Origin of the sequence: Marinicrinis lubricantis (assembly GCF_042658665.1) — a bacterium.
In the GTDB taxonomy this organism is placed as follows: Bacteria; Bacillota; Bacilli; order Paenibacillales; family KCTC-33676; genus Marinicrinis; species Marinicrinis lubricantis.
Genome location: NZ_JBHSQV010000174.1, coordinates 23,631 through 45,808, shown reverse-complemented (window position 1 = coordinate 45,808; position 22,178 = coordinate 23,631). Strand labels below are relative to the sequence as shown.

General features: G+C 47.0%; 21 protein-coding genes and 1 other annotated feature. Of the genes, 1 reads left to right on the top strand and 20 read right to left on the bottom strand.

The features are described from left to right. Nucleotides 1–54: 54 nt before the first annotated feature. The 8 genes from carB to lspA all read right to left on the bottom strand — a co-directional run bounded on the left by carB (nt 55) and on the right by lspA (nt 10,469). Nucleotides 55–3,273, bottom strand: coding sequence for a carbamoyl-phosphate synthase large subunit (carB, locus tag ACFPXP_RS16495; RefSeq protein ID WP_379895446.1), 3,219 nt, complete (start codon nt 3,271–3,273; stop codon nt 55–57). Further along, nucleotides 3,260–4,408, bottom strand: a complete 1,149-nt coding sequence (locus ACFPXP_RS16490) for a carbamoyl phosphate synthase small subunit (protein WP_379895445.1) — start codon at nt 4,406–4,408, stop codon at nt 3,260–3,262. The genes carB and ACFPXP_RS16490 overlap by 14 nt, the downstream gene beginning before the upstream one ends. 119 nt (nt 4,409–4,527) lie before the next feature. Then, on the bottom strand, nt 4,528–5,811 hold the full coding sequence (locus ACFPXP_RS16485) for a dihydroorotase (RefSeq protein ID WP_379895444.1): 1,284 nt from the start codon (nt 5,809–5,811) through the stop codon (nt 4,528–4,530). 26 nt (nt 5,812–5,837) lie between these two features. Continuing rightward, a complete protein-coding gene (locus tag ACFPXP_RS16480) occupies nt 5,838–6,743 on the bottom strand; it encodes an aspartate carbamoyltransferase catalytic subunit (RefSeq protein WP_379895443.1) in 906 nt (301 codons plus the stop codon). Further along, complete coding sequence (pyrR, locus tag ACFPXP_RS16475) at nt 6,743–7,291, bottom strand: bifunctional pyr operon transcriptional regulator/uracil phosphoribosyltransferase PyrR (RefSeq protein ID WP_379895442.1); 549 nt, start codon at nt 7,289–7,291, stop codon at nt 6,743–6,745. The genes ACFPXP_RS16480 and pyrR overlap by 1 nt, the downstream gene beginning before the upstream one ends. A 360-nt stretch (nt 7,292–7,651) precedes the next feature. Next, complete coding sequence (locus ACFPXP_RS16470; protein ID WP_379895441.1) at nt 7,652–8,896, bottom strand: LL-diaminopimelate aminotransferase; 1,245 nt, start codon at nt 8,894–8,896, stop codon at nt 7,652–7,654. A gap of 138 nt (nt 8,897–9,034) precedes the next feature. Further along, a complete protein-coding gene (locus ACFPXP_RS16465; RefSeq protein ID WP_379895439.1) occupies nt 9,035–9,982 on the bottom strand; it encodes an RluA family pseudouridine synthase in 948 nt (315 codons plus the stop codon). Then, a complete protein-coding gene (gene lspA / locus ACFPXP_RS16460) occupies nt 9,969–10,469 on the bottom strand; it encodes a signal peptidase II (protein WP_379895438.1) in 501 nt (166 codons plus the stop codon). The genes ACFPXP_RS16465 and lspA overlap by 14 nt, the downstream gene beginning before the upstream one ends. A gap of 125 nt (nt 10,470–10,594) precedes the next feature. On the opposite strand from lspA, the gene ACFPXP_RS16455 reads away from it, so the two are divergent. Further along, entirely contained in the window at nt 10,595–11,338 is a 744-nt protein-coding gene (locus ACFPXP_RS16455; protein WP_379895437.1) for a TraR/DksA C4-type zinc finger protein, read from the top strand. 18 nt (nt 11,339–11,356) lie between these two features. On the opposite strand, the gene ACFPXP_RS16450 is transcribed toward ACFPXP_RS16455, so the two are convergent. The 12 genes from ACFPXP_RS16450 to spoIIGA form a co-directional block, all read right to left on the bottom strand. Next, the gene (locus tag ACFPXP_RS16450) at nt 11,357–11,707 is read right to left on the bottom strand and encodes a DUF5665 domain-containing protein (protein ID WP_379895436.1); all 351 of its coding nucleotides are present in this window, start codon (nt 11,705–11,707) and stop codon (nt 11,357–11,359) included. Nucleotides 11,708–11,837: 130 nt separating this feature from the next. Then, on the bottom strand, nt 11,838–14,609 hold the full coding sequence (gene ileS / locus ACFPXP_RS16445; protein WP_379895435.1) for an isoleucine--tRNA ligase: 2,772 nt from the start codon (nt 14,607–14,609) through the stop codon (nt 11,838–11,840). An 88-nt stretch (nt 14,610–14,697) separates the two neighbouring features. After that, nucleotides 14,698–14,931: a binding site (T-box leader), on the bottom strand. A gap of 155 nt (nt 14,932–15,086) precedes the next feature. Further along, a complete protein-coding gene (locus tag ACFPXP_RS16440; protein WP_379895434.1) occupies nt 15,087–15,563 on the bottom strand; it encodes a DivIVA domain-containing protein in 477 nt (158 codons plus the stop codon). A gap of 108 nt (nt 15,564–15,671) precedes the next feature. Then, entirely contained in the window at nt 15,672–16,463 is a 792-nt protein-coding gene (locus tag ACFPXP_RS16435) for a YlmH family RNA-binding protein (RefSeq protein ID WP_379895433.1), read from the bottom strand. Beyond that, nucleotides 16,463–16,741 carry a YggT family protein gene (locus ACFPXP_RS16430; RefSeq protein ID WP_379895432.1) on the bottom strand — a complete coding sequence of 93 codons (279 nt, stop codon included), beginning with the start codon at nt 16,739–16,741 and terminating at the stop codon, nt 16,463–16,465. The genes ACFPXP_RS16435 and ACFPXP_RS16430 overlap by 1 nt, the downstream gene beginning before the upstream one ends. A gap of 21 nt (nt 16,742–16,762) precedes the next feature. Next, the gene (locus ACFPXP_RS16425; RefSeq protein ID WP_379895431.1) at nt 16,763–17,191 is read right to left on the bottom strand and encodes a cell division protein SepF; all 429 of its coding nucleotides are present in this window, start codon (nt 17,189–17,191) and stop codon (nt 16,763–16,765) included. Next, nucleotides 17,179–17,901, bottom strand: coding sequence for a YggS family pyridoxal phosphate-dependent enzyme (locus tag ACFPXP_RS16420; RefSeq protein WP_379895430.1), 723 nt, complete (start codon nt 17,899–17,901; stop codon nt 17,179–17,181). The genes ACFPXP_RS16425 and ACFPXP_RS16420 overlap by 13 nt, the downstream gene beginning before the upstream one ends. Continuing rightward, on the bottom strand, nt 17,898–18,758 hold the full coding sequence (gene pgeF, locus ACFPXP_RS16415) for a peptidoglycan editing factor PgeF (RefSeq protein ID WP_379895429.1): 861 nt from the start codon (nt 18,756–18,758) through the stop codon (nt 17,898–17,900). Before pgeF ends, ACFPXP_RS16420 begins: the two co-directional genes overlap by 4 nt. A 109-nt stretch (nt 18,759–18,867) precedes the next feature. Then, complete coding sequence (locus ACFPXP_RS16410) at nt 18,868–19,173, bottom strand: YlmC/YmxH family sporulation protein (protein WP_379895427.1); 306 nt, start codon at nt 19,171–19,173, stop codon at nt 18,868–18,870. Between the two features lie 202 nt (nt 19,174–19,375). After that, nucleotides 19,376–20,161, bottom strand: a complete 786-nt coding sequence (gene sigG, locus ACFPXP_RS16405; RefSeq protein ID WP_379895426.1) for an RNA polymerase sporulation sigma factor SigG — start codon at nt 20,159–20,161, stop codon at nt 19,376–19,378. Nucleotides 20,162–20,267: 106 nt separating this feature from the next. Then, the gene (sigE, locus tag ACFPXP_RS16400) at nt 20,268–20,990 is read right to left on the bottom strand and encodes an RNA polymerase sporulation sigma factor SigE (protein ID WP_379895425.1); all 723 of its coding nucleotides are present in this window, start codon (nt 20,988–20,990) and stop codon (nt 20,268–20,270) included. Between the two features lie 130 nt (nt 20,991–21,120). Next, nucleotides 21,121–22,053 (bottom strand): sigma-E processing peptidase SpoIIGA, encoded by a 933-nt coding sequence (gene spoIIGA / locus ACFPXP_RS16395; protein WP_379895424.1) that lies wholly within the window; start codon nt 22,051–22,053, stop codon nt 21,121–21,123. Nucleotides 22,054–22,178: the final 125 nt, after the last annotated feature.

The window sequence follows — 22,178 nt, the reverse complement described above, 5'->3', positions numbered from 1 at the left end:
CGAGGAGCTATCGCCGAAATAACGGCGCTCTCCCGCCTGTATGATCAGGCTGTACTATTTCTGCTCTGCAAATGCCGGCATCGACTGAGACGTAAAGTTAATCGTCTGCATCATGTTCAGCAGCGCTCTTGCCGTATCCAGTGAAGTCAAGCAGACAATCCCGTTCTCCGCTGCTTCACGGCGGATGCGGAAGCCATCGCGCTCAGGCGTTTTGCCCTTCGTGAGCGTATTGACGATCAGCTGAACTTCTCCATTGCGAATCAAATCCAGGATGTTTGGCGAACCTTCGCTCAACTTGGTAACGCGGGTAACAACCATGCCTTCATGCTCCAATGCCTTTGCGGTTCCGCCGGTTGCCGCAATTTTATATCCCATACTGTAGAAGCCCTGTAAAATATCAACGGCTTCCTGCTTATCTTTATCGGATACCGTAGCCACGATCGTTCCAGCCTTAGGAACCTTCATCCCTGCACCAATCAAGCCTTTATACAGTGCTTTGGCGAAGTTAATATCGCGTCCCATGACTTCACCCGTAGACTTCATTTCAGGTCCTAAGGTCGTGTCAACTCTGCGCAGCTTCGCGAAGGAGAACACCGGAACTTTAACAGACACGTAGCTGTCTTCCTTCCAAAGTCCATTCTCGTAGCCTTCATCCTTCAGCTTGCGTCCAAGAATGAGGCGCGTCGCTAGGTTTGCCATTGGAATACTTGTTACTTTGCTTAAGAAAGGTACTGTTCTTGAAGAACGTGGATTCACTTCAATAACGTACACTTGATCTTTGTAGATAACGAACTGGATATTTACTAGACCAACCACGTTCAGGCCTCTTGAAATTTTCGTCGTAATATCGACAATTTGTTCTTTAATTTCGTTAGACAGCGTTTGTGGAGGATATACCGCGATTGAGTCACCAGAGTGAACTCCTGCACGCTCCACATGTTCCATAATACCCGGAATCAATACCGTTTCTCCGTCGCAAATGGCGTCTACCTCAACTTCTTTACCCAGCATATAGCGGTCGATTAGCACCGGATGCTCCGGATTGATCCTTACAGCCTGCTCCATGTAGTTAAGAAGCTCCTGATCGGAGTAGACGATTTCCATCGCGCGACCTCCAAGTACGTAGGAAGGTCTTACCAATACAGGATAGCCGAGCTTTTGAGCCGTGACGACTGCTTCATCTACCGAAGTGACGGTCTCTCCTTGCGGTTGAGCAATCTCCAGCTTACGCAGCAGCGCTTCGAACTTTTTACGGTCTTCGGCAGCGTCAATATCCTCCAGGCTTGTTCCTAAAATCTTCACGCCTGCTTTGGCCAGCGGCCCTGCAAGATTAATCGCAGTTTGTCCTCCGAACTGGACGATAACGCCAACGGGGTTTTCCTGCTCGATGACGTTCATGACATCTTCGAAGAACAGCGGTTCGAAATATAATCGGTCCGATGTATTAAAGTCGGTTGAAACGGTCTCAGGATTGTTATTGATAATGACTGCTTCATATCCTGCATCTTGGATCGCCCATACCGCATGTACTGTAGAGTAATCGAATTCGATGCCTTGGCCGATCCGAATTGGACCAGAGCCCAATACGACGATTTTTTGTTTATCGGATTCTGTAACTTCATTTTCCGTTTCATAAGTAGAATAATAATATGGCGTTGTCGCTTCGAACTCAGCGGCGCAAGTATCTACCATCTTATATACAGGTTTGATAGCGTAGTCTTTGCGCAGCGAGCGAATTTCTTCTTCTGTCGTAAATTTCAAGCCGGATGCCTGCTGGCGGATTTCCGCGATCGCGCGGTCTGTGAAGCCTTTGCGCTTTGCCTCAAGCAGCAGATCTTCACTGAGCAGCGGCTGCTTCAGCTCTTCCTCGAACTTAATCAAGCCTTCGAGCTTTCTGAGGAACCACCAGTCGATTTTCGTAATGTCCTGAATCTGCTGCAGCGTGTAGCCTCTTCTGAACGCTTCGGCGACAAGGAACAAACGTTCATCGTCCGGTTTTTCAAGTCTAAATTCCAGCGTTTCCTTGTCAAGCGCGTCTGTTCCTTTGAGATAGAGACGGTGTACACCAATCTCCAAAGAGCGGATCGCTTTATGAATCGATTCCTCGAATGTTCTACCAATTGCCATGACTTCCCCGGTCGCTTTCATTTGCGTGCCGAGCTTGCGGTTGGCAGCCGTAAATTTATCAAACGGCCAGCGCGGAATTTTGCTTACGATGTAGTCCAATGTCGGTTCAAAGCAAGCATAAGTCTGTCCTGTTACCGGATTAACGATCTCATCGAGCGTATAACCGATCGCAATTTTAGCAGCCATTTTCGCAATCGGATAGCCTGTTGCTTTGGAAGCCAGCGCAGAAGAACGGCTTACCCGCGGATTCACCTCGATGACATAATATTGATAGCTGTGCGGGTCTAGTGCGAACTGAACGTTACATCCGCCTTCGATATTCAATGCACGAATAATTTTGAGCGATGCGGAGCGAAGCATCTGATATTCACGGTCGGACAATGTCTGGCTCGGTGCCACTACGATGCTGTCGCCAGTATGAACGCCGACTGGATCGATATTTTCCATGTTACATACAACGATGCAGTTATCGTTCGCATCACGCATGACTTCGTACTCGACTTCTTTCATGCCAGCGATGCTTTTCTCGACCAAGCACTGTTGAATCGGGCTGTAGCGCAAGCCGGAAGCAACGGTCTCACGAAGCTCTTCCTCGTTGCCTACGATACCGCCGCCAGTACCTCCTAATGTATAGGCAGGACGAACGATGATCGGATAGCCGATTTCATTGGCGAAATCAACGGCCTGCTCTACGTTGTTCACGATCGTGCTTTCCGGAACTGGCTGTTCTAATTCTCTCATTAGTTCGCGGAACAGATCACGGTCTTCTGCACGCTCAATTGCGTTCAGCTGCGTACCGAGCAGCTTGACGTCTTCCTGCTCCAGCACGCCAGCGCGTGCTAGCTCTACAGCCATATTCAAGCCGGTTTGGCCGCCAAGTGTAGGCAGCAAGCCGTCCGGGCGTTCTTGGCGAATAATTTGCGAGACGAAGTCGAGTGTAATCGGTTCGATATATACCTTGTCGGCCATATTCGTATCCGTCATGATCGTCGCTGGGTTGCTGTTGATCAGAACGACCTCCATACCTTCTTCCTTCAGCGCTTCGCAGGCCTGTGTTCCCGCATAATCAAACTCTGCAGCCTGGCCGATGACTATCGGTCCGGAACCAATCACCAATATTTTCTTGAGGTCTTTATTTTTGGGCATATTGAAGTTCTCCTTTCGCTGCAGCGGCCGCAAGCTGTGCTTGACGAGGCGGCTGTGGGTTGTTTTGCTTGTAATCACGAATCATAGTTAGAAAATCATCGAATAAGTAGCTAGAATCGTAAGGACCTGGTGCTGCTTCCGGGTGGTACTGCACGGAAAATGCCGGAGCCTTTTTATGCTTCAATCCTTCGATCGTCTTATCGTTATTGTTAATGTGTGTAACTTCCAAATCCGTTCCTGCGATAGAATCTTCTTTCACCGTATAGCCGTGGTTTTGGGAAGTAATGTAGCAGCGTCCGCTAGCTAGTTCCTGTACCGGATGGTTTCCGCCGCGATGACCAAACTTCAGCTTCTCGGTGTCCGCTCCGCTGGCTAAGGCAAACAGCTGATGCCCTAGGCAAATACCGAACAGCGGATATTCTCCGATGATCTCTCTGACCATTTGTACGGCATGCGGAACATCCTTCGGATCCCCAGGACCGTTGGACAGCAGAATGCCGTCCGGATTCAGTTTGCGAATTTCATCCGCAGTCACTGTATGTGGAACGACTACCACATCACAGCCCCGCTTCACGAGGTCTTTCAATATTCCGCTTTTGGATCCGAAATCGACGAGTACGACTCTTTCTTTATGGCCTGGTGCACTGAATACGTTCTTCGTAGAAACTCTAGATACTTGATCGCGAAGCAGACTCGACTGATTCAGACGATCCATCAGCGCCTCAACCGGTTCATTCGAGGTTGTCAGAATGCCTTTCATCGTTCCGTGATGACGGATTTTCCGGGTCAGCATACGTGTGTCAATACCCTGAATACCAGGAATATCATATTCCTTCAGCAGTGCATCCAATGTATATTCCGCTCTCCAGTTGCTCGGAACGTCTTCATGTTCTCTGACAATAAAGCCGTGAATATAGGGACGCAGCGCTTCAAAGTCGTCGCGGTTGATCCCGTAATTTCCAATCAACGGGTAGGTCATCGTTACGATTTGACCACAGTAAGACGGGTCGGACAATACCTCTTGATATCCTGTAATCCCCGTATTGAATACAACCTCGCCAGTCATTTCCTTCGTGCTTCCGAATGATTTTCCTATTAATAAAGTTCCGTCTTCCAGCAGCAATCTAGCTTGCATACGGATTCCACTCCTTTTCACGTTTACCTTCTCTGGCTGTACAGCGAAACATCGCCTTTATAACTTTTTACTCCATTGCAGGGCACATGTCAATAATTTTTATAAAAATTTATGCATAATTATTCAGACCAGACCACTTTTCCATCCACAATTGTCTTCACTGGCCAGCCTTTTAAGCTCCATCCAGTGAATGGAGTATTCTTTCCTTTGGATAAAAATGCTTTTGGATCCACTAGCTTTTCTGCCGACAAATCAACGAGTGTGATGTCCGCTGGAGATCCAACCTTCAATTCACCCGAAGGAAGTCCGAACACCTTGGCAGGAGCCTTGGTCATCTTTTCCAAAAGGAAATCCAGTGTCCATCTTCCAGTTTCGACGAATTTCGTATACAGCAGAGGAAACGCGGTTTCCAAGCCGACGATGCCGAAAGGAGCAAGCTCCATTCCTTTGGCCTTCTCTTCTTCGCTATGAGGAGCATGATCGGTTACGATCATATCAATCGTTCCATCCTCAATCGCTTCAATCATCGCCTCTACATCGCGAGGAGTACGAAGCGGCGGATTCATTTTCCAATTGCCGTCCATTCCCGGAATATCTTCGTCCGACAGCAAGAGATGGTGCGGGCACACTTCTGCTGTTACTCGAACCCCTACCTGCTTCGCCTGGCGGATCAGCCTGACGGATTGTTCCGTGCTGACATGGCATACATGATAATGAACACCTGTCGCTTCAGCCAGCAGCACATCTCGGCCTACATGAATCGCTTCAGATTCATTCGGAATCCCCTTCAAGCCGTGTTGTCTGGCGAACTCGCCTTCGGTCACAGCAGCACCCTTGACTAAGGAATCATCCTCGCAGTGTGCGATGATCGGTTTATTCAAACGCTGAGCCCGGTTCATCGCATCCTTCATCATTTGCGCGTTCTGTACGCCGACGCCGTCATCCGTAAACCCGATCGCACCTGCTTCTGCCAGCGCTTCGAAATCGGTGAGTTCCCTGCCCAGCTCGTTGACCGTAATGCTGGCATAGGGCAGTACCTTTACAATGCCTTCCTGCTTTGCTTTGTCAAGGACATATTGAACCGTCTCTACGCTGCCCGTCACCGGTCTTGTATTCGGCATGACCGCTACCGTCGTGAAACCGCCCTTGGCTGCCGAACGGGTACCAGTTGCAATCGTTTCTTTATATTCAAAGCCCGGTTCTCTAAAGTGCACATGCATATCGATAAATCCTGCACTGACCAGCAGTCCATCCGCCTCTATCACTTCATGTCCTTCCGTGTTAGGCTTGCTTTCTCCTTCAACGATTTGGGCGATCTTCCCTTCTTCCATCAGAATATGCGCCTTCATCCATTGCTTCGATTGTGGATCCATCATTTTTCCGTTCACTATCCAGGTTCCCATCTCGTCTCCTCCTGTATCCATTGTGATTAAGATAGAGCTCTCTCAATAACGGCCATTCTGATCGGTACACCATGACTGATTTGCGTGAAAATTTTCGATTTCTCGTGCTCGACCAGCTCATCGTCGATCTCCACATTCCGGTTGACTGGTGCCGGATGCATGATGATCGCATGCGGCTTCATCGCTGCTGCCCTCTGCACCGTCAGTCCGTATGCCTTTCTGTACTCGTCCGCAGATTTCATAATCCCGATCTCATGTCTCTCCAGCTGCACACGCAGCATCATCACTACATCCGCCTGTACGGCTTCTTCAATCGTCACATAAGGAGCGTACGCATCCAGATCCGGTGCCTTCATGACGTCCGGTGCACAGAACTGAACATGCGCTCCAAGCTTCTGCAGCGCCCATAGATTTGAACGTGCCACCCGGCTGTGCTGCACGTCTCCGATAATCGAGACGGTCAATCCGCGAATTTCGCCAAACTGCTTTCTCATCGTATATAAATCGAGCAGCGCTTGTGTCGGATGCTCGTTATTTCCGTCGCCCGCATTGATGAGTGGAACCGTTATTTTCTTCGCCACCTCCTGCAGCACTCCGACCGGCTTAATTCGGATCACACCGGCATCAATCCCCATCGATTCCAGCGTCTTTACGGTATCGTAAATGCTCTCGCCTTTCTCCACGCTGGACACCGCTGCGCTGAAATTGAGCACTTCTGCACCCAATCTTTTCTCTGCAAGCTCGAAGGAGAACCTTGTTCTCGTGCTGTTTTCGAAAAACATATTCGCTACGAATCGGCCGCTCATCATATTCGATACTTTAACCGGATGGTTTTCCCAGTAAGCTGCCCGATCTAATATCGATATGATCTCATCTGCGTCTAAATCCTTTAAACCGAGTAAATGCTTTGTTCTCACTTCAACCTGGCTCATTATTCTTGACCTCCGTTTGTACCGATTACGACTTGATCGGCATCATCGATTTCTTCTAAGGTGACTTCAATTTCCTCATACTTGGAGGTAGGTACATTCTTTCCAACATAGTCTGCTCGAATCGGCAGCTCTCGATGACCTCGGTCGATTAAGACGGCAAGTTGAATCATCTGCGGCCTGCCCTTGGAGACAAGTGCGTCCATTGCAGCCCGAACGGTTCTTCCTGTATACAGCACATCATCAAATAAAATGACTTTCTTCTCATGTACATTTAAATCGTTAAATCCGTTTTTTTCTTTGCCTGACTGGTCTTTCCCCGCGATATCGTCTCTGAACGATGTAACGTCCAGTTCACCGACTGGCACCTCGATGCCTTCAATTTGTGAAACCTTCTCCGCAATTCGTTGGGCCAAATAGATCCCTCTCGTGCGAATGCCGATGAAGATACAATCCTTGATGCCTTTGTTCCTCTCTACAATTTCATGGGCGATCCGTGTTAATGCTCTGCGAATTGCCGCATCGTCCATAATGACATGCGATTTGCTCATCGCTTTCCCTCCTCATTGGAAGATCGATCAACAAGGCGAAGGCGGCCGCATACAACAAAAAAACTCCTTGCCATCAGAGGCAAGGAGTACAGCTGTAAGCTTGCACTTTTTTCGTTGGATCTGCTTATGTCTGAGCACAGCTCGTCTTAGCGCGAACTGTATGTCTGTAAGACATCGCACATTAACCTGCAGACAACGATTGTCGATCACCTTGCCAGCCTCACGGGACTGAATTAAAGGTACTTATTCACCTAAGTGGATTATCCCACTTTCGACAAAAGAAGTCAAGCGCAACGATCAACTTTATCAAAAAACTCTAAAAAAACGAGCAATGTATTTTAATCATCCTTTAAAAACGGATTAAAATTCGAATTCTACATCCGTTAGACGACGCTTGATCTCATCAATGACTTGGCGTTCTTGTTCAAGACCACCCGCTTCGAACGTGACCGAAAACCGAATGAAGTGGCCAGCATCGTCCCAAGGTACAGTTGAAATGAGCTTCTCGCGAATTAAGTATTGAGAGAAATCCTCGCCGCTTTCGAACCGCTGTCCACCTTTGATGCCTTTTGGCGCTTCTACGTAAAGGAAGAATGAACCTTTTGGTTTTTCCGCTTTAAAACCAATTTCGTTCAGTGCGCCAACAAGCATCTCATGTCTGCGCGAATATTTCTCAGCGATTTTCTCAGTAATTTCCGGATGATCTAATCCGTAAGCCGCCGCCTTTTGAATAGCGATGAACTGACCGGAATCGTTGTTGTCCTTCACATCTTTGAACGCTTTGACGGCTAACGTGTTGCCAGCAATAAAGCCAATTCTCCAACCGGTCATGTTATACGACTTCGATAAGGAATGAAGCTCTACGCCAACTTCTTTCGCTCCCGGTACCGAAAGGAAGCTTAATGGTTTCAGACCATCATACGTTAGCGCAGCATATGGGGCATCATGCACAATGAGAATGTCGTTTTCCTTTGCAAATTGTACGACCTCCTCGAAAAACTCGACCGTAGCTGATGCACCTGTTGGATTATTTGGGTAATTCAAATAAAACAGCTTTGCCCGTTTGCGAATATCCGCCGGGATCGAATCTAAATCAGGAAGAAACTGATTTTCCTTTAAGAGCGGAACATTGTATACTTCTCCACCCAAGTACTTCGTATGCGTGCCCATCACCGGATAACCCGGTACTGTCATGATGGTTACATCTCCAGGATTAATGAAGCATGTCGGCAGCATCGCCAGTGCCGGTTTAGTCCCGATCGAGTGATTGATTTCCGTATCTGCATCAATGCCATCCACCTGAAATACATTTTTCAAATAGCGGGCTGCCGCTTCTTTAAATTCCTGAATTCCATTATCGGCATAACCGCGGTTCTCCGGCTTCGCAGCTTCCTCAGCCAGCTTGGCCACAATCCCCATATCTGCCATCTCATCCGGCTCGCCGACTCCCATATCAATGAGCTGAACCTCAGGGTGTTCTTTTTTCGCCGCAGCTTTCGCTCTTTTAATCTTTTCAAATTTATAAATTTCCGTGTCTTTACCGTAATTGATTCCGCCGATCCGTTCAGCAAACAGCTTTTGAATGTAGCTTTCTTGTTGCGTCATCGATGACACTCCTTCCAGAATTCTTCTACAAATCTCTCCAGATTCTATCAATTCCCTGAAAGGTTTGAAATGGATGTAGTGTACAATAGTTTGTATTCTTCTTCTGGCTGTCTCTAGAAGGTCGTGCCAAGTCCCGCATTAGGTTCTGCTGCGTATCAATTCTAGAACGTGATTCATGTCCTCTGGGATCGGAGTTTCAAATTCCATGTATTCTCCTGTACGGGGATGCTCAAATCCTAATACGGCCGCATGAAGCGCTTGTCCGTCCATGGAAATACCTTTGTTCCGTCCATATGCCGGATCACCGACTAACGGATGTCCGATAAATTTCATATGAACCCGGATTTGATGCGTTCGTCCTGTCTCCAGCTTTAATTCCAGCAGGGCATAATCCTCGTACTGCTCTAATACAACGAAATGTGTGACCGCATGCTTGCTGTTCTTTTCTATAACGGTAAAGAGCTTACGGTCTTTTGGGTCTCTGCCGATAGGGGCGTCAATGGTCCCTTGATGATGAGATAACTTGCCATGGACGATCGCAACATATTTGCGTGTTACCGTATGATTCTTAAGCTGATCAGCTAAAGAAGCGTGTGCCAAGTCGTTCTTTGCGGCCATGATCAGACCCGAAGTATCCTTATCGATCCGATGAACGATGCCTGGCCTCAGCTCTCCATTGATGCCGGACAAGTCCTTGCAGTGATGCATCAGTGCATTGACCAGTGTCCCGCTGTAATGCCCGGGTGCCGGATGAACGACCATTCCCCTGGGCTTATTGACAACAATGACATCCGAATCCTCGAAAACGACTTCCAGCGGAATATCCTCTGCCGCAATTTCGGATGAAGCGGGCTCAGGGACAGTCAGAACGACCAGATCTCCGGAGTTCAGCTTGTAATTCGCCTTCACCGCCTTATCATTCACCTTCACATGACTGTCCTTGATCCACTGCTGGATTTGTGAACGGGAAATTTCCTCCGGCAGTTGTTCCGTAATAAATTTATCAATGCGCTGCTCAGCATCCGCTTCCAAGATCGTCCATTCCAGTGTTTCGTCTAATTCGTTCCAAACGTCATGCATGCTCATGCTTTGATTCGTTCCTTTCCTTTTTCCAGTCAAGCAGTGTGTCGAGCGCGATCAAAGCAACACCTGTCACAATGGAACAATCTGCAATGTTGAATATCGGATAATGATAATCAAACGCGCTGAAGTATACATGGAAGAAATCAACGACTTCTCCCGATCTTACTCGGTCAATAAAGTTGCCAATGGCTCCTGCGAGCACGAGTGTCAACGCAAAGGAGAGAAGCTTTTTCCCATCTCTTAACGTGTACCTTAAGTACCATATAATGGCAATGACAATCACAGTCGTGGCAACAATAAAAAACCAACGCTGGTCTTCTAATATCCCGAAGGCAGCTCCACGGTTGCGATGCGAAGTAATGCGAAAAAATTCACCGATAACGGAAATCGATTCCCCTAACATCATCTTCGTTTTGACCAGCCATTTGGTCCAATAATCTAATCCTAAAATGGCTAAAAAAATGATGAAATATACAGAAACCTTCTTCATACCATTCCTCCTCAGGTCTTGTCAGCAGCGCTACCTGTTTCCCACGAAACAAGGAATTACCTAATTTATTTCTGGAACTGCGAGCAACAATAATGATGCACACTCAAGAAAGGAGTTGCACTATAATGAATCATTTATCTCAAGCCGAGCTGGAGCAGCTGACTCAGCAGCTCCGTGAGGAACAACACGATTTAGAGCGGAGATTAAAAGACAATGACTCGTTTCAATTCGTACGTTCCCTTCGTGACAGTACCGGTGAACTGTCCACGAACGACAACCATCCCGCGGATACAGCTACTGAAATTTACGAAAGGGAAAAGGACATTGCCTTAAACGAACAATATGAGCTTCACTTAGAAGATATTGATACAGCTTTTCGATTAATCGAGGAAGGCATGTACGGCATATGCCAAGTATGCAGCAAACCCATCCCTTTCGAAAGGCTTCAGGCACACCCTACTGCTCGCTATTGCGTAAATCATACGCTTCCCAATGATGATATTTCCAGACGCAGACCTGCCGAGGAAGACTACCTGCAGCCTCCATTCGGACGCACCAGTCAGGATGAGTTGGATGAACAAAACCAATTTGACGGAGAAGACGCATGGCAAATCGTTGAAAGCTACGGCAACTCCAGCAGTCCGGCTTTCGCAGAACAATCGGAAGTCAGTGACTACAACGATATGTACATCGAATCAGATGAGCCGGATGGATACGTTCAACCGATCGAAAGCTTTCTGGCCACGGATCTTTATGGACGAACGATATCCGTTATCCGAAATCGAGAATATCAGAAATACATGGAAAATGATGCCGATGAAACGATTTCAGAAGATGAGCTCGGCATGCAGCATTACTTTTATAGTTAACGAACGGGTACTGCATACTCATTGATAACCGGTATAGCCGTCAATTTGCAGCTGTGTCTGGACGATTTTGACGATCTCCGCAATAAAATCTCCAATAATCGGCAGGTTTAGCGCACCGATCATCTTCAGCATATAGACAAGAATGGCTAAAAACACAGTTGCACCAATCGCATATCCAACTCCTCTGGCAATACCAGCCAATAAATTGCGGAATAAAAGACGCCTTGGATTACTGGCGAGTCTGACATATTCCGCAATTTCCCCGGCTTCCAGCTTTAAAGCTAATTGATCGAGCTTTGCGTTCAGCGAATGGATCGTCGTCGTCGTTGGCATAGATTCCGTTTCTCTGGAAGGAGATTGTTTCAACATCGACCACCCTTTCAAAAATTGACAAGTCCCTCCGCGATGGATGCTGTTCGAGGGACTTATCAGTATTATGAGCGAAAAGGACGGTCTCCTTCCTATCTATAGGTTTGTTACATTTTACCTTTTGACTTTATTATGATAGATCAGCATGATGGTGCTCTACTACTTCCGCACAGCGTTTGCACAGCGTAGGGTGTGCTTCATGTGCACCCACCTCTGGAGTGATGATCCAGCAGCGTTCGCACTTCTCGCCTTCCGCCGGCTTCACGCTCACAGACAAGCCTTCATAAGTGTCTGCATCCGAAGGCACAGCGGCATCCGCTTGTTCCAGCTTCACTTGTGAAACGATGAACAGCTCTTCCAGTTGTTCAAACTTCGTTAAAAATTGAACTGTGCTTTCATCAGGATACAAGGTAACCAAAGCACCAAGCGCATTGCCAATCACTTTGTCTTTACGAGCAACCTCCAGTGATTTGTAAACATGCTCCTTGATTTCAATAAACCGGCTCCACTTCTCTTCCAAAGCGGCGTCATACACCGTTGTATTCACCTCAGGCATCTCTGCCAGCTGAACACTTTCCAACTCAGCACCCGGAATGTACTTCCATACTTCATCGGCGGTATGCGGCAGGATCGGCGCAATCAGCTTCGCAATACTTACCAAAGATTCGTAGAGCACTGTTTGCGATGCTTTTCTCGCTGGATCATTTGGAGCGCTCGCGTATAAACGATCTTTCGCAATATCCAGGTAGAATGCACTCATCTCAACCGCGCAGAAATGATGAACGGCCTGATATACCACATGGAAATCGTAGCTGTCATACGCCTTTAATACTTTGTCTGTCATTCGATTCAAACGAATCATCGCATAACGATCCAGCTCATTCATTTCTGAAGTGCGAACCCGATCTGTCTTCGGATCGAAGCCCGTCAAGTTTCCAAGGAAGAAGCGTAACGTGTTGCGAATTTTACGATAGACTTCTGTAATTTGGCTCAGAATGCTGTCCGAGATACGAACGTCCGCCTGATAATCGACAGAAGATACCCATAAACGAAGAATATCTGCACCTAGTTGATTCGATACTTTGGTAGGGTCGATCGTATTGCCAAGCGATTTGGACATTTTCCGTCCTTCGCCATCCAGCGTAAAGCCATGGCTCAATATACCCTTGTACGGGGCCTGCCCTTTTACTGCTACTCCTGTAATAAGGGATGAGTTATACCATCCACGATATTGGTCGGAGCCTTCCAAGTATAGATCCGCCGGCCACTGCAGCTCCTCTCTCGTTTCCAGCACTGCAAAATGGCTCGAACCCGAATCAAACCATACGTCCATAATATCTGTTTCCTTACGGAATTCCTTGCATCCGCAGGCGCATGCCGTACCTTCTGGCAATAGTTCCTTCTCACTGCGGATAAACCAAGCATTCGAGCCTTCCTTTTCAAAGATGTCCGCAATATGCTTGATCGTTTCATCGGTAACAATCGGTGTATTGCATTCGCGGCAGTAGACGATCGGAATCGGCACGCCCCAGGCTCTTTGTCTGGAAATACACCAGTCTCCTCGATCCGCGATCATATTATGAAGACGAATTTCGCCCCAATTCGGCGTCCAATGGATTCGTTTTATTTCATCCAGCATTTGCTGTCTGAATTGATCGATCGAAGCAAACCACTGCTCTGTGGCCCGGTAAATGACAGGCTTCTTCGTCCGCCAATCATGAGCGTATTGGTGCTTGATAAAGGACAGCTTCAGGAGATGTCCGCTCTCTTCCAGCTTTTGCGTGATCGGCTTGTTCGCCGCATCATAAAACATTCCTTCGAAGCCCGGTGCTTCAGACGTGAATTTACCTTGATCATCAATTGGACACAATACGTCCAAGTTGTATTTTTGGCCAACCGCGAAGTCCTCTTCCCCATGACCCGGAGCCGTATGAACGCATCCTGTACCGGCATCCAGCGTGACATGCTCTCCGAGAATAACCACAGATGCTCTGTCGTAAAACGGATGCTTGCAGGTGATATGTTCAAGCTCAGCGCCTTTCCATTTATCGAGCACCTTCACTTGTTCCCATCCGATTTCCTCGGATGCTTGCTGCAGCAGCCCCTCAGCCAAAAGCAGCTTTCTGCCTCCTGCCTCTACCAAGACATAATCAAAATCCGGATGAATGCTGATGGCCAAGTTTGCCGGCAGCGTCCAAGGCGTCGTCGTCCAGATCACAACAGCAGCGTCGTCCGGCAGCTTGCCTTTTCCATCCTTCACTTCAAATGCGACATAGATCGATGGGGAAGTCTTCTCCTTATATTCGATTTCCGCCTCAGCCAAAGCGCTCTCCGAAGAAGGTGACCAATATACTGGCTTTAGTCCTTTATAAATATAGCCTTTCTTGACCATTTCTCCGAACAGCCGAATTTGCTGTGCCTCATACTTCGGCAGCAAGGTGATATACGGATTCTTCCAATCTCCACGTACACCTAGACGCTGAAATTGCTCCTTCTGCTTTTCCACCCATTCCAATGCATATTCCTTACAATACTCACGGAATTCATGAACACTCATTTTTTTGCGGTCCACTTTCCCGCTATTGGAAATCGCCTGCTCAATCGGCAGACCATGTGTATCCCAGCCTGGAACATAAGGAGCGTCAAACCCCTGCATCGTCTTAAAGCGGACGATCATATCCTTCAAGATCTTATTCAATGCATGGCCGATATGAATGTTGCCGTTGGCGTATGGCGGACCGTCATGAAGAATAAATTTCGGCTTCCCCTTGCGGTGCTGCTGCACCTTGCTGTAAATATCAATTTCATCCCACCACGCTTGAACCTTCGGCTCGTTTTGCGGCAAGTTCCCTCTCATTGGAAAATCGGTCTTTGGCAGGTTTAATGTTTTACTATAATCCATGAAGCTCTCTCCTTTTTAACCATCGTCATTTACTCAAAAGTGAATGGGTTTTACGATATCAATAAACAAAAAAAGCTTCTCATCCCCAAAAAGGGACGAGAAGCTTACGGCCTCGCGGTACCACCCTCGTTACCGAATCCACCGGCGGATTTCGGTCACTCGATCATCGATAACGGGATGAACCGTGCCCAACTACTCGCAAATGGTTTCGAAGGGCAGCTCCTGGGTGATTTTCGAACGACGACACTTGCCGGGCTTTCACCATCCCCGACTCGCTGAATTATGCCGAACTCATCCTACTCTTCCCGGTCAACGCTTTACAGACTATATCAGTCCACATCCCATACGATGCTGTAATCAAGGATGTAGAGAATGAAGAAAAGAAGTATAAGTCACAGCCTATACTTCCAAGTCATATTATTATGCAGTATAACCAATCTACTGATGCGCGTCAATACGCGCACATCCCCGAGTTTCTTACTCGTTCACTGCCGATTTCTCGAAAGTGTCCCAGCCTTCTTCTCTCAACATTTCCAGCTGAGCCTCCAGAAGCGTACGAAAACGAGTTCGATAAATCGACGCTTGTTTTTTAAGCTCCTCGATTTCAAGAGCCACTTTGCGGGATTTCGCTAAGGATTCATTAATGATCCGATCCGCGTTTTTCTCCGCCTCTTTTATGATCAGCTGTGCTTCTTTCTTAGAGTTGTTCTTTACTTCGTCCGCAGTTTCTTGCGCCACAATGATCGTTTTGCTGAGTGTTTCCTCAATATTCGCAAAATGGTCCAGCTTCTCTTTCAAAGCGGCCAATTGTTCTTTCAATTCGTTATTTTCGCGGAGGATCGATTCGTAATCCTTGATCACCTGATCAAGAAACTCATTGACTTCATCCTCATCATAGCCACGAAAGCTGCGTGAAAATTCTTTGTTATGTATGTCGAGTGGTGTGAGCGGCATGACTGCACCTCCTGCTTTTTATTATAGTGTTTTGTACATGTTGTGAATGTTATATTCGACAGCAGCCGGCGAATTCCTGCAAAAATTCAGATTTTTCCCGTCAGGTTATTATGCATATTTCCCGATTTTCACCCGAGTTCTGCCGCTTTTTGATTCGCCTAAAATTTCAAGCACTTTAAATCGGCCAAAGCCTTTAAGCGAAACGACATCGCCCTCCTGAAGCAGGGCAGAGGGGTTTTCCTCCACTTTCCAGTTCACTTTGCACTTGCCTGCTTTAATAGGGATCATAATCTTGGACCTGCTTAATCGCACCACATCACTGACGATGCCGTCGAGTCTTAAGGAGGCAACAGAGATCGTCATCTCGTCCATCCTAACGGGAATCACTTCCAATCGGTCTATCGGCAGTAATTCCGTTAAGACACTCACTCGATGGATCTGATTCAGATTCATATCCAGAAAAGAGGCCGTCTCTGCCGCGACGACATATTGACAAGCATGGGGATGAATTTGCAAATCGCCGATCTTGTCCCTTTTGAGGCCAAGCCCTAAGATGGCTCCCAGAAAATCACCATGATCCAGCTGAGAAAATTTCGGATCTGGAGAAGTTACAGAGAGCAGCTGCAGAGAGAATTCGTTATCATCCACGTACAAATAATCCGGGCCAATCATCGCCCTTTTCCGTTCTGCGTCGGGATATCCGCCTGACATCGCAAGCCGCACATTCGGAAATTTACCTACCAGCGAACTTACAATTTGCTGCTGACGAGGGTCCAAAAAATCTGTCAGCTTCACTGTATGCTGATCCGAAGCCTTTTCCAACCATTCGAGCACCCGATCAACGAAGGGTCTCTCCTCCGGACGGAAATGAATGAGCAGGCTCTTCTCATTGTTCCCCATTAAAACATCATTCCATCCACGTAGGACAAGATCGCAAGCAAGCCCTGTAATATGAATCTCAATGCGATAATCGCAACGATCGGCGAAATATCAAGCACCCCGCCGATGGGTGGAATGAATCTACGAAATATCGATAAATACGGCTCTACAAATTTAGCCAGCAATTCTCCGATAAAGCTCGTTCTAGCGTTCGGAATCCATGACAGCAGCACGTAACCGATCACCATATACAAATAAATATCATGCAAAGTAACAAGAAAGCTTGCAAATTGAATCAAAATGAATTCACCTCGGGTGTATTATTCCGCCTCTTCGTTCAGCATCCCCGTTATTTTGCCGTGTATTTCCACCGTTTCCGGCGCACACATGAAAATGTGAGGACCAATTTTTGAAATATTTCCGTTCAATGCATAGACGGTACCGCTGAGGAAATCAACGATTCTAACGGCTTGGTCTCTGCGTACTCTTTGTAAATTGACGACAACGGATCTTCTGGAGCGAAGATAGTCGGCAATTTCTTGAGCTTCATCATAATTATTGGGCTCACAAAGCATCACTTTGGTGCTCTTCTGGGAATGTATGCTGACGACATTGGCTTTATTACTTTTACGAAAGTCACTGGCTGCTGGTTCCATCTCGTCATCCGTTTCTACAACGCGTTCGCGTTCTACAATCTCCTCTTCTTCCTGCAGTCCAAGAAAGTTCATTACTTTATTCATGACTCCCATGTGCTTTCTCCTCCTTCATCTTTACCAACCAAGATCGAACCTAACCGAAGCCAGGTCGCTCCTTCTTCTATCGCAATTTCAAAATCATTAGACATGCCCATGGACAAATGACGGATCTCCGTGTCAAATACCGCTTGACGGTTCAGCTCGTCTCGCAGCTCCCGGAGTCCCCGAAATACAGGTCTAGCCTCCTCTGCGTCTTCCGAAAAAGGAGCCATCGTCATTAAACCAACGACCTCAATATTCGGTATCGTGCGAACCTGCTTCGCAAAATCGAACAGCTTGTCCGGTTCTAATCCGTACTTGCTCTCTTCGCCAGATACGTTCACCTGGAGAAAGCATTTGACACGCAAGCCTTCTTGTTCTGCTTTTTTGCCGATCGCTTCTGCCAAGGAGAATCGATCCAATGAATGAATGTAATCGAATTTGCCGACAACATCCTTCGCTTTGTTCGACTGGAGATGTCCGATAAAATGCCATATTCCTCGGTGGTGAAGTTGGTTCCATTTCTCTTTGGCATCCTGCCAACGATTTTCTCCAATATGCTCCAGGCCTTGATCCAGTACAAGTTCAGTCATTTTTGCAGAGACATATTTCGTCACGGCAATCAAATGAATATCCTCAGGACGTCTGCCGCTGCGTAAACATGCTGCCCCGATTCTGGCTTCAACCTGCTTCCATCGTTCCTTCAATTGCTCTTCCTTCGTCAAGATGATGCATTCACCTCTTCTTGTAAGCCGATCCAACTCATCATCCTTCCTGTGCGGCCATGCTCTTTACGATGCGAAAAAAAGACATCCGTCGAACATCCGGTACACCACTGAGTGATTTCGATATGAGTCGGCACAATTCCTGCTTTTATCATAATCTGTCGGTTGCATTCTTTCAAGTCCAGCATTACCTTTCCTTGTTTGTCCGGCAAAGATTGAATACACTCCTCCAGTACTTCTTCGCTTCCCAAAGCGCTTCTCATCGCTTGGATGACATGATCGTCCACTTCATAGCAGCATCCTCCAATCGAAGGGCCGATGGCCGCAAGGATATGCTCTGGCTTCGATCCGTAGTTTTCCGTCATCGCAAGGACTGTCTTTTCGGCGATTTTCAGCCCGGTTCCTTTCCAACCGGCATGTGCTAAACCAACAGTACCCTTTACCGGATCAAAAAAGTACAACGGAACGCAGTCCGCATAAAATGAAGTGAGCCAAACTCCTCTTTCATTCGTAATCAGAGCATCCGTCATCCCAATGGAATCCGCTCCGCTCATGCTGCCGCGTCCAGTCTCTCCTACTGTGACAACCGCCACCTCACATCCATGGACCTGCCCAGCACAGGTCCATGATGAGAAGGGAAGCTGCAGCGCCTCCGCAATCCGCCTGCGATTCGCAATAACATATTCCGGGTTATCACCGACATGCATCGCAACGTTCAGCCCGCCGCTGATCAGCTCGCTCTCCCCCCCTTTACGGCTGGAAAAGCCAGCTGTGATACCGCTGTATCTCCGAATCCATGGATCAATATGAAACAGTTGAATTCCTGACGGATAAGTATGTGCTGCAAAAGGCTCCATGCCGGGCACCTCTTCTTCATTATAAAAATAAAACCTTCGTTCATTTTATCATACTCTTAAATCGGGCGATATCTCTAAACGGCGGCGGGGACCCTTATGAAGGATGCTTTTACTTTTGTGCCTTATAGTTCAAATAATAATCTTCCTGCACCTCTGCATCTTCCTGTACCTTGTATAACCGTGAGTCTTCGAGCTTGACAAGGACAACATCCATTCCGATTTTAACGATATTCTTCCAGGGAATGATCACCTCGCTGCTGCTGCCGAACATGCCGAAAAATTTCCCTTGGCTGGGAACCACGATCGATTCAATGCGTCCTTGTCTTAAATCCAAATCCAAATCGCTGATCTGCCCCAGCTTTTTACCGTCCACGATGTTAATGACATCTTTGGTTTGGAAATCGGAAATTTTCACCCCATCACCACACATTTATGGTTATTTATCCCCCTGTTACCGCTCGAAAGGCTTACGAATCGGGGACATCGTCTTATTAAAAATATATGTGCTTCTCGTTTAAAATGTCCTCATTCATGTAAAAAAGCTGAACCCGTACGCTTTCACGAAAAAAAGTCTCTGTTCACGTTGTACCGTGCCAGAGACTATAAGGACCTATGTGTTATTGAGTTTTGACATGTTTTTGCATTTGCTGAATCGCCGATTTCTCCAAGCGAGAGACTTGAGCCTGAGAGATGCCGATTTCGTCTGCGACCTCCATCTGCGTCTTCCCTTCAAAAAAGCGTTTCGAAAGGATCATCTTTTCCCTGTCGTTTAATTTTCGCATCGCTTCCCTTAAAGCTATTTCTTCAATCCAAGATAAGTCCTTGTTCTTCTCATCACTGATTTGATCCATCACATAAATAGGATCCCCGCCGTCATGATAGATCGGCTCAAACAAGGATACGGGATCTTGAATGGCGTCCAGTGCGAATACGACATCCTCTTTCGGTACGTTAAGAACCTCGGATATCTCGAAAACTGTCGGTTCACGGGAGTTTTTGTTGGTCAATTGATCTCTTACTTGAAGTGCTTTGTAAGCAATGTCACGCAAAGAGCGGGAGACGCGAATAGGATTATTGTCCCTTAAATATCGACGAATTTCCCCGATGATCATCGGCACAGCATATGTAGAAAACCTTACATTTTGACTGAGATCGAAGTTGTCAATGGCTTTCATCAGTCCGATACAACCGACTTGAAACAGATCATCTACGAATTCTCCGCGATTGTTAAAGCGTTGTATAACGCTCAGCACCAATCTCAGATTCCCGTTGACCAGCTTTTCTCTGGCCGACAGTTCACCCTGCTGCTGCAGCTGCACAAACAATTCCCGCATTTCCGCATTGGTTAATACGGGCAGCTTTGAGGTATCCACACCACAGATCTCAACTTTGTTTCGGGTCATTTTGCGACTACCTCCCAAGGAGAAACTAATGTACATTATCCCCTCGAGTGGTATTTTTATTCTTTCATCTTCAAGCAGCCATTCGTCGGTATGGTCCTGCCTAAATTCAGATCATTTTATTAAATTCCTTGCGCAGACGCTTAATAATCCGCTTTTCCAGACGAGAAATATAGGACTGCGAAATACCAAGTAAATCTGCGACGTCCTTCTGCGTCTTTTCCTCGCCATCCACAAGTCCGAAGCGCAGCTCCATAATAGTTCTTTCCCTCTCTGAGAGCTTATCGAGAGCCTTCACAAGTAGCTTACGATCCACTTGCTCCTCAATATTTTTATAAATAATATCGTTCTCCGTACCGAGAACATCAGAAAGCAGCAGTTCATTGCCATCCCAATCAATATTTAAAGGCTCGTCGAAGGATACCTCCGTTCTCGTCTTGCTGTTCCTGCGCAAATACATTAAAATCTCATTCTCGATACAGCGTGAGGCGTATGTGGCCAGTTTGATCTTTTTCTCCGGGTCAAATGTATTCACCGCTTTAATCAAACCGATCGCCCCGATGGATACCAAATCTTCTATATGAATTCCCGTGTTTTCAAATTTCCGGGCTATATATACCACTAATCTCAAATTGCGCTCAATCAGCATCGCGCGAATCGCCGCGTCCCCGCTTGATAGCTTTCCTAGTAAAAATTCCTCTTCTTCTCTTGTGAGCGGAGGAGGCAATGCTTCGCTGCCGCCAATATAGTATACCTCTTCACTTTTCAAACCGAGCAAAAACAGAAAGCGATAATAGTAAATTTGCAGTGAGAATTTCAACTTCCAGAACATAAGAAACCTCCTGTAGAGTTAATGGGGCCGTTTCGCCTCTGCTTTTACAGCTGTTAGGGAGGTACTAACGGATACGTTCCCTTATACCGCACGTACTTCCCAGCTTCTGTCCATCATGGGTGAAGCCTGATTAGGCTGATTGAGAGACATCTCCTTCTAACAGATCCGGGTGAATAATCGCTTGAAACTTTCCTTCGCTACTCAGCGCATCGCCCCGAATACCTAGCAGCACCTTTTCCTTTTGAAATTTCTGCTCTCCATGATGAATAAGGACTTGATCCGGTTTCAGCGCCAGCATAAATTGGGTTCCCTTCTGAACTCCACGGTATGGAACGAACCTGAGCCTGTCGCGAAAAGGTACGCTTTCGTCTTCTAAATATGGCAGCAAATCCTTCATATCCCCCTGTACGCCTTCCTTCATAGTTGGTGGAAGGATATCCTTAAGAAGCGAAAATTCAACAATAACGACAGGTGAAGATGTCAAAGGATCATACAACCGGTTACCCGTATCGATCAACCCCTGGCACGTCAACGTATGCTCTTCAAGCCTTACTTCCATCTCCACAATGAACTGCTGGATAGCCTGTCTTTTCCCTGTCGTCCGGACCAGATATCGGTAGGCAGCCATCAGAATGATCAAAAGGATGATGACAAGAATGAGCGTTGTTTTGAAATGAAGCTGCTTCGTTCCAAATAGGCTGACTAAGATGCCATTGACCACCTCATGCTGAGACTGATACATATAATAAATGGCAAAGATGCCTCCGCCCGCTACGAAATTCACGATATAAAACGAAACCAAATTGCGAAAAACAAACTGAAGGCTGTGAAAACCAAAGGCGATCATCACCATCGCGGCAGAAAATAAAAATTTGATTCCCAACGTATACATGGACGACAGTACCGGAAAAAACATCATGATGACGTAGGCCGCTCCAAGTGAAGAAGCCGCGAATAATCGAACAGGTCTTATTTTGATTTTCTGCGTCCAAGCCGTCACGGACAAGGTCACGGTGTCTATCAGCAGATTGGTGAGGAATACGATATCCGCATAGATCACCATCTTCGCCCCATCCCTCCCGCTAGGAACTACTTTCATAACCTGCTATATCGGATAACCGGTTGTTCAAGTTGAAACTAGTATAATGCAACCTACCGTTAGAAGTCTGTCTAAACGTGCTGTACAGA